Origin of the sequence: Burkholderia sp. ZZQ-2 (assembly GCF_050768715.1) — a bacterium.
Taxonomy (GTDB): Bacteria; Pseudomonadota; Gammaproteobacteria; order Burkholderiales; family Burkholderiaceae; genus Burkholderia; species Burkholderia cepacia.
Genome location: NZ_LDVA01000362.1, coordinates 1 through 15,524, shown reverse-complemented (window position 1 = coordinate 15,524; position 15,524 = coordinate 1). Strand labels below are relative to the sequence as shown.

The following is a 15,524-nucleotide window of genomic DNA, read 5'->3' as shown; positions in this document are numbered from 1 at the left end:
TCCGGCTTCTGCTTCCCTCACCACGATGTCGCGCCGTCACGACACGGTGCGGCGCGTTTTCCGCGAGTCCTGCCATGCCGCTGAACATTCCCGGTCCGCTCGAACGCTGGCGCCTGCTGCTCGGCGAACCGGCCGAAGCCGCATGCGGCACGCCGGGTGCGGACGCGCGAGCCGCCGATGCGGCACTCGACTGGCTGTACGGTCGCGACGACGACCGGGCACAGCGCGGCGAGCGCGGGGCCGGCCTCGGGCCGTCCGCGCTGAGCACGCCGGACTGGATCAACACGATCCACACGCTGTTTCCGAAGGAGGTGATCGACCGGCTCGAGCGCGACGCGGTCGAGCGTTTCGGCATCGACGAAGTCGTCACGAACCTCGAGGTGCTGGAGCGGATCGAGCCGTCCGAATCGTTGCTGCGCGCCGTGCTGCACACGAAGCACCTGATGAATCCCGAGGTGCTGGCAGCCGCGCGGCGGCTGGTTGCCGAGGTGGTCCGGCGAATCATGGAGCGGCTGGCGACCGACGTGCGGCAGGCCTTCAGCGGCACGCGCGACCGGCGCCGGCGCTCGCGGATGAAGATCGCCCGCAATTTCGACTACACACGCACGCTGGCCGCGAACCTGCGTCACTGGCATCCCGAGCGGCGCAAGCTGTATCTCGACACGCCGGTCTTCAACAGTCGCACGCGTCGCCACGCCGAGCCGTGGGACATCGTGCTGCTCGTCGACCAGAGCGGGTCGATGGTCAACTCGGTGATTCACAGCGCGGTGATGGCCGCGTGCCTGTGGCAATTGCCGGGCATGCGCACGCGGCTCGTGGCCTTCGACACGTCGGTGGTCGACCTGACCGCCGACGTGTCCGACCCGGTCGAGCTGTTGATGAAGGTCCAGCTCGGCGGCGGCACGGACATCGCGAAGGCCGTCGCGTATGCGCAATCGTGCGTCGCGAATCCCGCCCGCACGATCGTCGTGCTGGTCAGCGATTTCTATGAAGGCGGCAGCGGCTACGAACTCGTGCGCCGCGTGAAGGCGCTGGCCGAGAGCGGCGCGCGCGTGCTCGGGCTGGCCGCGCTCGATTCGGCTGCCGAGCCCGCCTACGACCGCGAGATGGCCGCGCGGCTCGTGAACGCCGGCGCGCAAATCGGCGCGATGACGCCCGGCCAACTGGCCGCGTGGCTCGCCGAGAAGGTGCGGGGATGAGCGCGCCGATCCGCGACGACCTCCTCGAACTGACGCCCGAAGCGCTGACGGCGCTCGCCAACGCCGGGTTCGTCAAGCGCGCACAGAAGGATGTCGCCGCCGGCGCGGTGCCGGCGCTGGCCGTCGACGGCGACGGTACGGTGCACGCGTCGTTCGCCGACGGCGTGCGTACCAGCCTGCCGCCGGGCCGGACCTTGCGCGACGCGGCGTGCAACTGCACCGCGAGCGGCATGTGCCGGCATCGCGTGATGCTGGTGTTCGCCTATCAGGCGAGCATGCAGGGGAACGAAGCGGCTGCCCCGGGCGAGGTGCGAGCAGGCGGAGACGACAGGACGGGGCAGGCCGATACGCGCGATGAATCGATCTGCAATCTGGACGATGTCGCACGCGGCGCAACAGGCGCCGGTTCGGACGATGCGCCGCCGGGCGACGACACGAACGGCACGTCGTCCGCGGATCGTGCATGGAGCCCCGCCGATTTCGACGATGCCGCGCTGGCGGCGAGTTTTGCGCCGTCGGTGCTCGAACAGGCCACGCGCATGGCGGCCGCGCGGCCTGCTGTGACCGTGCAGCCGTGGTCCGGCGCACAGTCGTCGCCGGTTGCACGCCTGCCGATGTGCACCGTGCGGTTCTTCTCGCGACGTTCGCTCGCGCATGCGCGTTGCGACTGCCGGCAAGGCAGCGGCTGCGCGCACGTCGTGCTGGCCGTCTGGGCATTCCGACAGGCCGGGGCATCGGCCGATGGTTTATCGGAGACGATCGTCGAGGTGCGCCCGCCGGCCGGCGAAGCAGACGAGTGTGGCGACGACCGGTCGCCGTTGCGCGACGACGCGGCGCACGCGCTGATCGCCGACCTCGACAGGCTGGTACACGCGCTGTGGCTGGACGGTTCGAGCCAGCCGCCGATCGCGCTGGCCGCGCGCGTGGAGTCGCTGCGCGGTCGCCTGCGCGAGCGCGGCTGGCAGTGGGTCGACGACGCGCTCGACGAAGCCTGGCAGCTCGTGCACGCGCAGCATGCGCGCAGCAGCCGCTTCGAGCCGCTGCGGCTCGTACGCGTGCAGGCCGAACTGTGGGCGCGCCTGCGCGCGGCGTTGTCCGCCGCGACGCAGCGCGAGGGGGCCGCCGTGCCGGCCCGCCAGATGCTCGGCATTGGCGTGAAGGGCGAGGTCGAACTCGATCATCTACGGCTGGTGTCGCTCGGCGTCGAGCTGTGGGCCGACGACGCGGAAGAGGGGGCGAGCGTGCTGTTCGTCGATCCCGATACGCAGACCGTGATGGTGCTGACGCGCAACTGGCCGCGTGCCGCCGACGTCGCGGCCGGCGGCCGTGCGCCGGATCTGGCCGGCCGCCGCGTCGCGGGTTTCCCGTTGCGGCAGATCGCTGCCGGGCAGGTCGTCACGAAGACCGCGAAGCGGCGCGCGAACGGTGCGGTCGACATCGCGGCCGGCATACGGCAGACAGGCGTGCTGCCGCTGTCGCCGACCTCCTGGGACGATCTCGTCGCGCCGATCCGCCAGCCGGGCATCGCGGCGCTCGTCGCGCACCTGCGTGACGCGCTGCCCGACTTCGTGCGGCCGAGACAGGCGGCGAACGGTGCGGCGGCCGGCGCGGCCGGGTCGCTGCACGTGGTCGCGTTCGAGCCGATGGTCGTGCGGTCGGTCCATTGGGATGCGGCCGCCCAGGTGCTGCACGCGCGGCTCGCGCAAGGCGAAGGCGGGACGGCCGATGTGGAAGGCAACGATGTGCTGCACCTCGCGCTGCCGCATCGCGCCGTGGCACCCGGCGCGGTCGATGCGCTGGCGCGCGCGCTGTCCGGCGAATGGGGCGCGTTGCGCGCGCTGGCGGGCACCGTCCGGCTGCATGCGGGCACGGCCGTGATGCGGCCGCTGGCCGTGTTGACCGCGCAGCGCGCCGTCGTGCTGCAGACCGAGGCGACGGCGCCGCAACCGCTGCCGCTGGCCGGCGGGCGCGAGTCGTTGCCCGCGCTGGTCGCGCTCGCGGAGGACACGCTGGCGCTGCTGGCCGAGTGGCTGCGCCAGGGCATGCGCCATCAGGGCGGCGGCGCGATCGAGCGTGCGCTGGCGCAGGCCACGCGACTGGAGCGGGCCGGCCTCGCGCACGCGGGGCGGCTGCTGCGCACGCTGGCCGACGGCCTGCGCGGTGCGCAATCGGCGTCGATCCTGGCGCAACTGGGTTCGCTGACGTTGCTGCTGCTGGGCATCGTCGAGCAATGACGGCATGACCGTCGAACGGGCGAGCAGGCGGCGCCCGACACCGCGAGTCGTCGGGCAGGCTGCACGGCTCGCGGGATGAATGAACGAGAGGGCGTCATGGCTGCGTTGCGGCCATGGCATGCGGGCGCGGCATCGTGCCGCGTCGTCGATCCGAGTGAGAGGGAACGGATGCGTCGTTTTGAACTGATCGAAGGCAACTCCAGCAAGTTCTGGGAAGTGGAGCAGGAAGGCTCCGGGCTCAATATCCGCTGGGGCCGCATCGGCACCGCGGGCCAGAGCCAGACGAAGTCGTTCGCGGACGACGCGAAGGCGCGCGCCGCGCTCGACAAGCTCGTCAAGGAGAAAACCGGCAAGGGCTATGCCGAAGTCGCGGTAGCGGCCGGCGCCGGCATCGGCGCGACTGCCGCCAAGCCGCCGGCCGCCGCGTCGTCGGCAACCCCGGCCGCGGTGCCGCAGGCGTCGACAGACGCGGAACCGGCCGCGAACGCGCAACCCGCGGCGGCGAAGGCCGCGAAGGGGGGGCCGTCCACGCCGTCGGCCCAGCCGGCGGCATCGACGCCGCCTTCAACGGTTTCCGGCGCCACCGCCGCCGCCGCCGCGCCCTTGCCGCCCGTCGCTGCCGAAGGTTTCGACGCCCAGTGCGAGCGTGTCTTCGAGACCGTGCGCGCGCAGATCGCGAACGGCGACCTGAAGCCCGGCGAGACGTTGACGGTTGCCGTGATCAAGCGCCGCTACGACGTCGGAGACCAGGGCGCCGCGATGGCGCTCGACCTGCTCAAGTCGCGCCGCCTGCTGCATGGCTGGGGAGCGTCGGCGAGCGTGCACGAGCACGGGCAGGCGACTGCCGTGGCGCTCGGCGAGTGGTTGGCGTCCCAGGCGGCCGCCGTGCCGGCGCCTGCCGCACCCGCCGTCGCCGACGCAGGCGCACCGCCGTGGCTGATGCACGGCGATCCCGTGCGGCTGTCGCCGCAGATCCTGCGCGAAGCCTATGCGTCCCGCCGTTTTCCCGTCGAGGTGACCGTGCTCGACGTGCGCGCTGCGTGGCTGAAGATCGAAGGCAAGGACGGGTACTCGATCGACATCGGCGCGACCGACGCGGCGCTGCGCCCGGCCGTCCAGCGGATGCTCGACCGGCTGGCCGCGCGTACGCCGATCGCCGGGCCGGTGGCGGACGCGCAAGCCGACGCCGCGCTGTTCGCGCTGGCGATGACCGTGGGCGACTATCACGGCGAAACTGCGATCGGCCGCCCGGTCGCCGACTACCTGGTTGCGCAATACGGATTGACGGGCGCGATCGACGTGCTGCTCGACGCGTTGAAAATCCACGTGCACGCCGATTACGACCGTCAGGCGCAGCGCCGCCTCCATCGTTTCTCGACGAATGTCGAAGGCCCGGTGCGCGAGAGCTGGCGCGGGCCGATCGTCGGCGGCGAGGCGGCGCTGCGCGAGCATCTTGCCGCGGCGAGCGAGGCGGAATGGCAGGCCTGCGTCGACAGGATCGAGGCCGCGTTGCCGGCGCTGCACCCGACCCGCCAGCCGATACCCGCACTGTTGTTGCCCGATGCGCCGCAGTTGTCGAATGCGCTGGTGCGCAGGCTGAGCGCCGAACGCGACGTGCCCGATACGCTGCACTGGATGCTGCTGACCGCGACCGATCCCGACGCGATCGCGGTGGTCGGGAGAATCCGGCCGAACAGTTATGGCCGCGAGTTCTGGGGAATGTCGCGGATGGTCGCGACCGTGCTGCGCGAGCGCGGCACGGCCGCGTTCGACGTGCTCGAACGCGGCGCCGCCGCCGACGAGGCGGGCGACGCGCTCGCCGCGATCGGCACGCCCGACGCGGTGGCCGCGCTGGCGAGGGTCGCCAGCGGTTCGAAGGGCGCGCTCGCGCGCCTGTCGCTGTCGCTCGATCGCTGGCCGCTGGCGGGCATGGTCGCGCTGTCGCGGCTCGTGGCCGCGGGCGGCAAGGATGCCGGGCTGCTGACGCCGAGCCTCACGCGCCTGTTGCGTGCGCATACGGCGCACGTCGACGGGCTGCGGCCGTGGCTCGACGCACCGGCCCAGGCCGTGATCGACAAACTTCTCGCGCTGCTGGCCGGCCCGGCCGAGGTCGCATCGGCCGAGGAATTGCCGGGTGTGCTGGCCGCGCCGCCCTGGCTTGCCGCGCGGCAGAAGCGGGCGGCGGCGCTGACGCTGGAGCCGCTCGAACTGGCGGCGGTCGAATGCTGGGACGAAGCGAAGCGCAACCAGGCGAAAACGCCCGACCAGTGGGAAGCGAAGCGGCTCGCCGCGGCGTCGAAGGACACGATGATGCTGATCGACGGCCTCGGTTTCGACGCGAGCAAAAAGTACTACGGGCCGCTCGGCGAGGCGGCGGCGAAGGCGATCCGGCAAGGCGACGCACCGGCGTTCGTCGCCGCGTGGCGCGCGATGATCGACGCGCGTAAGCGCGAGCGTTACTTCTGGTACTGGCTGCGCGCCGAATACCTGACGCTGTTGCCGGCCGCGGTGGCCGTCGACATCTGGAACGCGGTGGCGGGCGAACACAGCACGGCGGGCGTGAACCTGCTGATGGCGACCTTCGGCCTGCCCGCGTTGCCCGGCCTCATCGCAACCGTGCGCAACAAGCCGACCGAGAATTTCGGCTACGCGCTGAATTACGGCGCCGTCGAATGCGCGCCGATCGCGGCCCGTGCGTTCGCGAAGCTGAAGACCTTGCGCGACGACGGCCGTGCGTGGCTGCTGAAGTTTCCGGAGCATGCGGCCTGCGGCCTGATCGCGCCGTCGCTCGGCAAGCCGGGCGAAGCGCGCGACTGCGCCGGCGCTGCGCTGCGTTTGCTGCAGGCGAACGGCCACGAGGCGTTGCTGATCGACGTCGCCTCGCGTTATGCCGACGACGCGGTGCCGCAAGCGGTGCGCGCCGTGCTCGACGAGAGCCCGCTCGACCGTTTCCCGACCAAGCGCAGCAAGCTGCCCGAATTCTGGCAGCCGCGCGGCTGGCGCCGGCCGGTGCTGAAGAACGGCAAGGCGCTGCCGGACGACGCGCTCGACCATCTCGGCCAGATGCTGACGTTCCCGACCGGTGAAGGCGTCTACGGCGGCATCGACGTCGTGAAGGACGCGTGCACGGCGGAGTCGCTGGCCGATTTCGCGTGGGACTGCTTCAACGCATGGCTCGATGCCGGCGCGCCGGGCAAGGAGGGTTGGGCGCTCACCGCGTTGGGCCTGTTCGGCAACGACGACACCGCGCGCAAGCTGACGCCGCTGATCCGCACGTGGCCCGGCGAATCGGCGCATGCACGCGCGGCGACCGGCCTCGAAGTGCTGGCGTCGATCGGCAGCGACGTCGCGCTGATGCTGCTCAACGGCATCGCGCAGAAGGTCAAGTTCCGCGCGCTGCAGGACCGCGCGCGCGAGAAGATCGATGCGATCGCGGAAGCGCGCGGGCTGTCGTCCGAGGAACTGGAGGACCGTCTCGCGCCGGATCTCGGGCTCGACGAACAGGGGACGATGCTGCTCGACTTCGGGCCGCGTGCATTCCGGGTCGGCTTCGACGAGACGCTCAAGCCGTATGTGCGCGAGACCGGCGCCGACGGCGTGGCCGGCGCGCGGCTCGCGGATCTGCCGAAGCCGAAGAAGACCGACGATCCCGTGAAGGGCAAGGAAGCGGTCGAGCGCTTCAAGGTGCTGAAGAAGGATGCGCGCACCATCGCGAGCCAGCAGGTCGCGCGGCTCGAGGTGGCGATGTGCGGGCGCCGCCGCTGGACACCCGAGGTGTTTCGCGCGTTTCTCGCCGAGCATCCGCTCGTACGCCATCTTGTCCAGCGCCTTGTCTGGGGTGTGTACGAAGTCGACGACGGCGGCAACTTCGGCGGCACGCTGAAGGCCTGCTTCCGCGTGGCGGAAGACGGCACGGCGGCGACGGCCGACGACGATGCGTTTACGTTGCCGGAGGGCGCGACGATCCGCATCGGGGTGCCGCATGCGCTGGAGATCGCGCCGGCCGATGCCGCCGCATTCGGGCAGGTGTTCGCCGACTACGAGCTGCTGCAGCCGTTCGCGCAGCTCGGTCGCGACGTGTACCGGCTGACCGACGACGAGCGCAACGGGCGGCAGCTCGAGCGCTGGAAGGGCGTCAAGGTGCCGACCGGCCGCGTGCTCGGGCTCGTCAACAAGGGCTGGCGGCGCGGCCAGGTCGAGGATGCCGGCTGCATCTGGTATTTCACGAAGCCGCTCGGCGCGGGCAAGGTGATCGAACTGTCGCTGGACCCGGGGATCTTCGTCGGCGCGGTCGACATGAATCCGGATCAGCAACTCGGCGCGTTGCAGGCCGGTTCGCCGTCGAACTGGGGCAGCATTCGTGAGCCCGATGCGCTGTCGACGCTCGACGAAATCTCGGCAAGCGAGTTGATCCGCGATCTGGAGGGGATGCGGGAGTAACACGTGACATCTGGGTTGATGCGTCGGGGCGAACGGGTGTGGCGATCGCGGGTGTCGACAGCGCCCGGTTTCTCGCAAATCAAACTGATCGGGTGTGGTGCAGATTCTCGTTCTCCGGAGATCAAATGCGGAAACCAGAGCAGGGACGTGGCGAATGCGTAAGCGGAGGACGGCATCTCCCGCGCGCGCAATAGCGTCCAGATCTCGAGTTCCGGAATGCGTTGCCGATCCGGCGTGATTGCCTTGCCCTGCGGCGTGACGCCCTGACGCTCCATTTGAAGCCGGCGTACCCAGCGGCGCAGTACCGTCTCGCCGACGCCCCCCGAGCGACTCGTTTCCATATGGCTATAGCTCTGGTCGAGCACCAGACACGCGGCTTGCTGTTTGAATTCCGGTGAAAACGTACGACGTCGTTTGGCATCTGACGGCGCATCCATCCGAGTCGGGCGACGGCGACCTCCGACCAGTCAAGGGGACCGGATCTACCGTGAAGACATGACCTTTCCAGAATCAACTGGGGGCATTCAATCACGGCATGCAAGCCTGGAATCGATAATAAAAATAAGTAAATATCCTCAAAATATCGGGTTTGCCCCATGGTGCGGTATCGTACAAAGGGAGTCCGAAAAGTGACCGATCATTGGTTCGTCTGATTCGGCGCTGTAAAAATCTCAGAGGTGAAATCTGATGTCGATCATCCAATCAACGACGTTTAGCTGATTAGATGAACGGCATTTAGCACGCAATTATTATCGGGCGCGGGCTCGATCGGGCAGTCGTTCTCGTTGAAATTTCGTACTCCGTGGCATGCGGGCACCGCGACATCCATGCGCGGAAGCACTTGCACGTCCATTGCCCGGCGTCTTTCAGTCGGACGCCCGCCGAGGCGATGGCTGCTCGCATATCGCCGCTGAATGGCCGACGTCGAAAGGTCGATCGATTCATCCCGGTCGACGGGGTTTTATGCGCTTTTTGAGCAGGATTGAATGCATTGGTTTGATTTTGCTCGAGCGATGGATGCGCCGAGTCGTTAAAAGTTTAAATGTATTTAACGTGTTGATCTGCGCCGCAATTGCGGCGTTGTTCGATGCCCCGCTAGATGGATTATCTAGCATTTTGAAACTGGAGAAATGCAATGCAAGAACTGAATCAACAGCAAATCGCACAAGTTTCCGGCGGCTACTACAGCGGCCCGGGCATCCCGTCCGCGTTGGGCAACATCATCGAATGGGGCGGCAGCACCGCGGAGAGCATCGGCAATGCGCTGACGTTCGGCATCTTCGCCGCACCGGTCAAGCAGGCATACAACATCGGCGAGACGATCACGACCGCCGCGGTGAACCTGCTGGACGGCCTTTTCGGCGGCCCGCAGTACTGAGTTGCCTGCATTGAGGCGACGCGGTAGCCGCCGCGTCTCCCGATGATGGAACTGACGATCCGGTATGCACGGGTCTTCTTTGTATACCGGATCGCTTTTGCCTGTTCCGACGCGTGGAAGCGGAATGGACGCCGATACCGATATTGGGCGACATGTTGTTTGGCGACACGTTGGTGAAAATGGAGTTCGGTCTCTTTCGTTCTGAAGCGGCACAGGCTCGGCGCATGCGGGTGCTGGGCGACATCGTGCTGGTGCATCCGCTGTCCATGACGCTGCTGACGGTCGTCGCGATGGTCATGGCCACCTGCGTGGTGCTGTTCTTCGCGTTCGGTACATATACGCGACGCACGACGGTCTCCGGCGTGGTGATGCCGGATGCGGGGCTGGTCAAGGTCTATGCATTGCAGCCGGGCATCGTCGTCGAGCGCGACGTGAAGGAAGGGCAGCGCGTGACGCGCGGACAGACGCTCTATACGGTATCGACCGACTTGCAAAGCGCCGCGCAAGGCGCGACGCAGGCCGCATTGATCGCGCAGGCGCGGCAGCGCAAGGCGTCACTGCTCGCGGAAATGGACAAGACCCGCAGCCTGCAGCAGGACGAGCGCGACACGCTGCGCGCGAAGATCGGGAACCTGAAGGGCACGCTCGCGCAAATCGACGACCAGCTCGCGGCCCAGCGGTTGCGTACCTCGATCGCGGCCGACGGCGCAACGCGCTATCGCGGCCTGCTCGCGCAGGATTACATCTCGAAGGACCAGGCGCAGCAGCGCGAGGCCGACCTGCTCGACCAGCAGTCGAAGCTGAACGGGTTGCTGCGCGACCGCGCATCGACGCTCCAGTCGCTCACCGAGGCGAGCAACGAACTGTCGGGGCTCGGCTTCAAGCAGCAGAACCAGCTCGCGCAGATCGACCGAAACGTGATCGACGTCGACCAGAACCTGATCGAAAGCGAGGCGAAGCGCCGGATCGTCGTCACCGCGCCGGAGGCGGGCATCGTCACGGCCGCGATCGCCGACGTCGGCCAGTCGGTCGATACGTCGCGGCCGCTCGCGAGTGTCGTGCCGGGCGGCGCGCGCTGGCAGGCGCACCTGTTCGTGCCGAGCACGGCGATCGGCTTCGTGCGGGTCGGCGAGCCGGTGCTGGTCCGCTATCAGGCGTTTCCCTATCAGAAATTCGGCCAGTACGGGGCCACGGTCGTGTCGATCGCGCGCACGGCGCTGTCGGCGGCCGAACTCGCGAACGACGGTGGCCCGGCGGCGACGCCGGGAGAGGGGCGCGACGCGACCTTCTACCGCGTGATCGTCGCGCTCGACGCGCAGCACGTCACCGCGTACGGCGCGCAGCAACCGTTGCAGGCCGGCATGACGTTGCAGGCGGACATCCTGCAGGAACGCCGGCGCTTGTACGAATGGGTGCTCGAGCCGCTTTACAGCCTGACCGGCAAACTCTGACGGGCGCACGCATGCGATTACTCGATCGACTCTCGTTCGGCCTCGGCCGCAAGCTGCCGATGGTCCTGCAGACCGAAGCGGCCGAATGCGGCATCGCGTGCCTCGCGATGATTGCCGGCTATCACGGCCATCACGTGGATCTCGCGACGCTGCGCACACAGTTTCCGGTCTCGCTGAAGGGCGCGGGCCTCGGGCGCGTGATCGAGATCGCGCAGCGCCTGTCGCTCGGCACACGTGCGTTGAAGCTCGACATGGCGCAGCTCGGCCAGTTGCGCCTGCCGTGCCTGCTGCACTGGAATTTCAACCACTTCGTCGTGCTGGAGGCAGTGAACGGCAAGACCGCGACGATCCACGATCCGTCGCACGGCATTCGCAAGGTGTCGCTCGCCGACGTCTCGCGCGGGTTCACCGGCGTCGCGCTGGAGCTGTGGCCGAACGCCGGCTTCGCGCCGCGCGCGGCGCGGCCGGCGGTCAGGCTGCGTGAACTGCTGGGCCCGGTGTCGGGGTTGTCGCGTTCGCTCGCGCAGATCCTGGTGCTGGCGATCGCGCTCGAGGTCTTCATGCTCGTGCAGCCGTTCTTCCTGCAATGGGTGATCGACGAAGTGATCGTCAGCGCCGATCGCGACCTGCTGACGGTGCTCGCGCTCGGCTTCGGCCTGCTGCTGATGATGCAGCAGGCGACCGGCGCGATTCGCGCGTGGGCGCTGATGTATGTCGGCGTCACGCTCAACATCCAGTGGCGCGCGAACGTGTTCACGCATCTGCTGAGCCTGCCGGTGCGCTATTACGAACGCCGCCATCTCGGTGACGTTGTGTCGCGTTTCGGCTCGATCGACACGATCCAGCAGACGCTGACCACGTCGTTTCTCGGTGCGGTGATCGACGGACTGATGACGCTCGTCACGCTGGCGATGATGTTCGTATACAGCCGCACGCTCGGCCTCGTCGCGCTGGCGACGATGGCGTTGTACGCGCTCGTCCGATGGATGTGGTACGGCCCGTTGCGGCGCGCGACGGAGGATCAGATCGTGCACGCCGCCAAGCAGCAAAGCCATTTCCTCGAGACGGTGCGCGGCGTGAAAACGATCAAGCTGTTCAACCGCCAGACGGAGCGGCGCGCGAGCTGGATCACGCTGCTGGTCGAGCAGGTCAATGCGAGCCTGCACGTGCAGAAGCTGCAGATTTTCTATCAGCAGCTCAACGGGCTGCTGTTCGGCATCGAGAACGTGCTGGTCATCTGGCTCGGCGCGCGGATGGTGATGGACGGCCAGTTCACGGTCGGCGTGCTGATGGCGTTCAACGCATACAAGAGTCAGTTCGACAGCCGGGTCGGCAGCCTGATCGACAAGTATTTCGAGGTCAGGATGCTGCAGTTGCAGGGCGAGCGGCTGGCCGACATCGTGTTCGCGGAAGCGGAACCCGACGCGAGCCTGCGCAGCGTGCCGGGCGAAGCGGACTCGCTCGACCCGAGCATCGAGATCGACGGGCTGTCGTTCCGCTACGCGGACGGCGAGCCGCTGGTGCTGGACGGCGTCAATGCGACGATCGCGGCCGGCGAATCGGTCGCGATCGTCGGGCAGTCCGGTTGCGGGAAGACGACGCTGATCAGCGTGCTGCTCGGGATTCACGAGCCGACGGGCGGCGCCGTGCGCATCGGCGGGCTCGACGTGGCCAGGCTCGGCATCGAGCGGCTGCGCGCGCTGGTCGGCACGGTGCTGCAGGACGACGTGCTGTTCGCGGGGTCGATCGCGGAGAACATCAGCTTCTTCGACCCGGAAGCGGATCCGGACTGGGTCGCTGAATGCGCGCGCATCGCGGCCGTGCACGACGACATCGCGGCGATGCCGATGGGCTACAACACGCTCGTCGGCGACATGGGCACCGTGCTGTCTGGCGGCCAGAAGCAGCGCGTGCTGCTGGCGCGCGCGCTGTACAAGCGGCCGCGCATCCTGGTGCTCGACGAAGCGACGAGCCATCTCGACATTCAGCGCGAGATGCAGGTCAATGCGGCTGTCACGCAGCTCGCGATGACGCGGCTCATCGTCGCGCACCGGCCGGAGACGATCGCGTCCGCGCAGCGCGTCATCATGCTGCAGGGCGGGAAGGTCGTGCTCGATCAGTCGACCGCGGCGATGCGCGCGGCGGTCGCGGCGAAGTCGCGTGGCGGCGAGCCGGCCGCGACCCGGCCGGCGCCGCACGATGCCGGTCCGGTTGCCGGTCCGGTACAGCCGGTGGCGGGGCGCTAGATGATGAAGCGACCCTTCGCCGTCGTGCTGACCGCCGTTGCGCTGGCCGCCGCGCTGCCCGCGGGCGCGCAGATGCTCGACGTCTATCGCACGCGCGACGACGTCGCGGCGACGCAGGCCGGGTCGATGGCATCGGCCACCGCATGCGGCGCACGGCGCCTCGACGACCGGCCGATCGCGCTCGAGGACGCGATCCTGCTGGCGATCTGCTCCCATCCGCAACTGAGCCGCACGTGGGCGGACGCACGGGCGGCGACGGCCGAGGTCGGCGTGTCGAAGGCCGCATACCTGCCGACGCTGAACGCGACGGCCGGTATCCAGCGCGACAACGTGAACACGACCTATACGGGCGGTTTTTCCGGCGATCAGCGCAGCACCAGCCGCTACGGCATGCTCAACCTGAGCTGGGTGCTGTTCGATTTCGGCAAGCGCGGCGCGAACCTCGACCGCGCGCGTGCGTTGCTGCGCGCGGCCAATGCGGCGCACGACGACGCGTTGCAGAGCGTCTTCTACGACGCGGCGCAGGCGTTTTATGCGCTGCGCGACGCGCAGGCGGCGCTCGAGGCGGCCCAGGCGGTCGAACGTGCCGCGCAGGAGAGCCTGGCCGAAGCAAGCGCGCGACACGACGGCGGCGCAGGCACGCTCGGCGACGCGTTGCAGGCGCAGACGACCTATCGCAAGGCACTGCTCGATCGCGTGAGCGCGGAGGGCGACCTGCAGAACGCGATCGGCACGCTCGCGACGACGCTCGGCGCCGACGCCGACACGCCGCTGCGCATCGCCGATGCGGAACCGTCGCCCGATCGCGACGATTTCACGCGCGGCGTCGCGAACCTGATCGCCGAAGCGAAGCGCGATCACCCGAAGCTGATCGCCGCGCGCGAGCGGCTCGAAGCGGCGCGCGACCAGATCCGCGCGGTGCGCGCCCAGTCGCTGCCGACGATTTCGCTGATGGGCAGCCTCACGCGCAACAACCCGTCATACCAGCAGCAGCCGTCGCTGTTCCAGTTGCAGAGCAGTCACAGCAACTCGATCGGCATCCAGATTTCGATTCCGCTGTTCGAGGGCTTCGCATCCGGGTATCGCATCGCGGAGGCGAAGGCGCAGGCCGATGCGCAGGAAGCCGACGTGCGCAATACCGAACTCAAGGTGTCGCTCGACGTGTGGAAGAGCTACCAGAGCCTGCAGACCGACACGACGAACCTCGACAACTCGCAGCATCTGCTCGACACCGCGCTGCATTCGCTCGAGATCGCCCGCGGCCGCTACAAGGCCGGGGTCGGCTCGTTCACGGAACTGCTGAATGCGCAGTCGGCGCTCGCGGATGCGCGCCGGCAGCGCGTGCTCGCGGTGTCGAGGTGGCGGACCGCGAGACTGAAGCTGGCCGAGAGCCTTGGGAGACTGGGATTATGGAACGACGCAGGTTGAACGGCACCGGGCCGAACGCGGGCGACGCGCAAGCGCACGGCTGCGCGTTCCTGTTCCCGGGACAAGGGGCGTTCTATGCGGGCGCGTTGCGGCAACTCGGGCACGAACACCGCAGCGTGCGGCAGACGCTCGACACGATCGACGCGGTCGCGAGCGAGCGGCTCGGCCATCCGCTGACCGGCGCGCTGTGGCGCGACGACGCGGGGCTCGATACGTGGCTGCGCGACGCGCCCGACCTGTTGCAGCTCGGGATCTTCGGCGCATCGGTCGGGATGTTCGGCGTGCTGCGCGAACGCGGCATCGTCCCCGACCTGCTGATCGGACACAGCTTCGGCGAAATCGCGGCGCTGGTGTGCGGCGGCATGTATTCGATCGAGCAGGGCGCGCGGATCGTGTGCGACAGGATTGCATCGTTGCAGGCCGCGGCACCGGCCGACGGCATGATGGCCGCGATTTCGGCCGGCGCCGACGCGACACTCGCGCTGATCGACGCGAGCGCGCTCACGCACGGGGTGCGCAACGTCTGCATCGCGGTCGAGAACCATACGTCGCAGACCGTCGTGTCCGGCCCGCGCGACGCGCTGGAAGATTTCGTCTCGGCCTGCGCGGCGCAAGGCGTGACCGCGCAGACGCTCCGGTCTCCGTATGGCTTTCATCACCCCGACCTGGCCGGCGCGCGCGCGCAGTTCGCCGCGCGGCTTGCCGCATATCGGCCCGGCGCGCTCGCGATTCCGGTGTATTCGCCGATCCTCGGCCGCCGCTATAGCGGCGCCGACGATCCCGGGATGCGGCTCGCGTCGCATTTCGTGATGCCGGTGCGCTTCGCGGACGCGATTCGCGCCGCGCGCGCGGACGGCATCGACCGCTACGTCGAGTGCGGCGGGCTCAATGCGCTGGCGCGCATCGTCGTGCGCATCGTGGGGCCGGGCGCGGTCAGGACGTTCGGCGGCCCGTCGAACGTGGCAGAGGAATCGAGCGTCGTCACGACGATCACCCGTTATTTCCAGGAGGACACCATCATGAAAGACGATATTCGCATCGGCAACGCCGGCTCCGGCTTCGACGCGTTCTGGCACGCGCGCGGACCGCACATCGTCGACTGGCTCAAGGGCGAACTGCGGCACGCGTTCGACGCGGCGGGCGCGGTG

The 15,524-nt window shown here is 68.6% G+C and carries 8 protein-coding genes and 1 pseudogene; 8 read left to right on the top strand and 1 reads right to left on the bottom strand.

Annotated elements, in window-relative coordinates; genetic code table 11:
• The first annotated feature begins 74 nt into the window (after nt 1-74).
• The 3 genes from ABY44_RS35945 to ABY44_RS35935 all read left to right on the top strand — a co-directional run bounded on the left by ABY44_RS35945 (nt 75) and on the right by ABY44_RS35935 (nt 7,873).
• A complete protein-coding gene (locus tag ABY44_RS35945) occupies nt 75-1,199 on the top strand; it encodes a vWA domain-containing protein (RefSeq protein ID WP_060170830.1) in 1,125 nt (374 codons plus the stop codon).
• Nucleotides 1,196-3,433 carry a hypothetical protein gene (locus tag ABY44_RS35940; protein WP_060170832.1) on the top strand — a complete coding sequence of 746 codons (2,238 nt, stop codon included), beginning with the start codon at nt 1,196-1,198 and terminating at the stop codon, nt 3,431-3,433. Before ABY44_RS35945 ends, ABY44_RS35940 begins: the two co-directional genes overlap by 4 nt.
• Before the next feature lie 168 nt (nt 3,434-3,601).
• The gene (locus ABY44_RS35935) at nt 3,602-7,873 is read left to right on the top strand and encodes a WGR and DUF4132 domain-containing protein (protein ID WP_060171234.1); all 4,272 of its coding nucleotides are present in this window, start codon (nt 3,602-3,604) and stop codon (nt 7,871-7,873) included.
• A gap of 199 nt (nt 7,874-8,072) precedes the next feature.
• On the opposite strand, the pseudogene ABY44_RS35930 reads toward ABY44_RS35935, so the two are convergent.
• A pseudogene (locus ABY44_RS35930) lies at nt 8,073-8,310 on the bottom strand (transposase); the annotation flags it as partial.
• A 698-nt stretch (nt 8,311-9,008) separates the two neighbouring features.
• On the opposite strand from ABY44_RS35930, the gene ABY44_RS35925 reads away from it, so the two are divergent.
• From ABY44_RS35925 to ABY44_RS35905, 5 genes are all read left to right on the top strand, one after another.
• Nucleotides 9,009-9,251: a hypothetical protein gene (locus ABY44_RS35925; protein WP_059522764.1), complete on the top strand. Its 243-nt coding sequence runs from the start codon at nt 9,009-9,011 to the stop codon at nt 9,249-9,251.
• A gap of 179 nt (nt 9,252-9,430) precedes the next feature.
• On the top strand, nt 9,431-10,702 hold the full coding sequence (locus tag ABY44_RS35920; RefSeq protein WP_059697765.1) for an HlyD family secretion protein: 1,272 nt from the start codon (nt 9,431-9,433) through the stop codon (nt 10,700-10,702).
• Between the two features lie 11 nt (nt 10,703-10,713).
• Nucleotides 10,714-12,948, top strand: a complete 2,235-nt coding sequence (locus ABY44_RS35915; RefSeq protein ID WP_060170834.1) for a peptidase domain-containing ABC transporter — start codon at nt 10,714-10,716, stop codon at nt 12,946-12,948.
• The gene (locus ABY44_RS35910; RefSeq protein WP_060170836.1) at nt 12,949-14,376 is read left to right on the top strand and encodes a TolC family protein; all 1,428 of its coding nucleotides are present in this window, start codon (nt 12,949-12,951) and stop codon (nt 14,374-14,376) included.
• A partial coding sequence (locus tag ABY44_RS35905; RefSeq protein WP_431643535.1) for an ACP S-malonyltransferase occupies nt 14,358-15,524 on the top strand: 1,167 nt, incomplete at its 3' end. The genes ABY44_RS35910 and ABY44_RS35905, both read left to right, overlap by 19 nt.

What these genes read in the sequence shown, in the direction of transcription:
- ABY44_RS35935 (WP_060171234.1), top strand. Translation starts at nt 3,602, where the DNA reads ATGCGTCGTTTTGAACTGATCGAAGGCAACTCCAGCAAGTTCTGGGAA.
- ABY44_RS35920 (WP_059697765.1), top strand. Translation starts at nt 9,431, where the DNA reads ATGGAGTTCGGTCTCTTTCGTTCTGAAGCGGCACAGGCTCGGCGCATG.
- ABY44_RS35915 (WP_060170834.1), top strand. Translation starts at nt 10,714, where the DNA reads ATGCGATTACTCGATCGACTCTCGTTCGGCCTCGGCCGCAAGCTGCCG.
- ABY44_RS35925 (WP_059522764.1), top strand. Translation starts at nt 9,009, where the DNA reads ATGCAAGAACTGAATCAACAGCAAATCGCACAAGTTTCCGGCGGCTAC.
- ABY44_RS35940 (WP_060170832.1), top strand. Translation starts at nt 1,196, where the DNA reads ATGAGCGCGCCGATCCGCGACGACCTCCTCGAACTGACGCCCGAAGCG.
- ABY44_RS35945 (WP_060170830.1), top strand. Translation starts at nt 75, where the DNA reads ATGCCGCTGAACATTCCCGGTCCGCTCGAACGCTGGCGCCTGCTGCTC.
- ABY44_RS35910 (WP_060170836.1), top strand. Translation starts at nt 12,949, where the DNA reads ATGATGAAGCGACCCTTCGCCGTCGTGCTGACCGCCGTTGCGCTGGCC.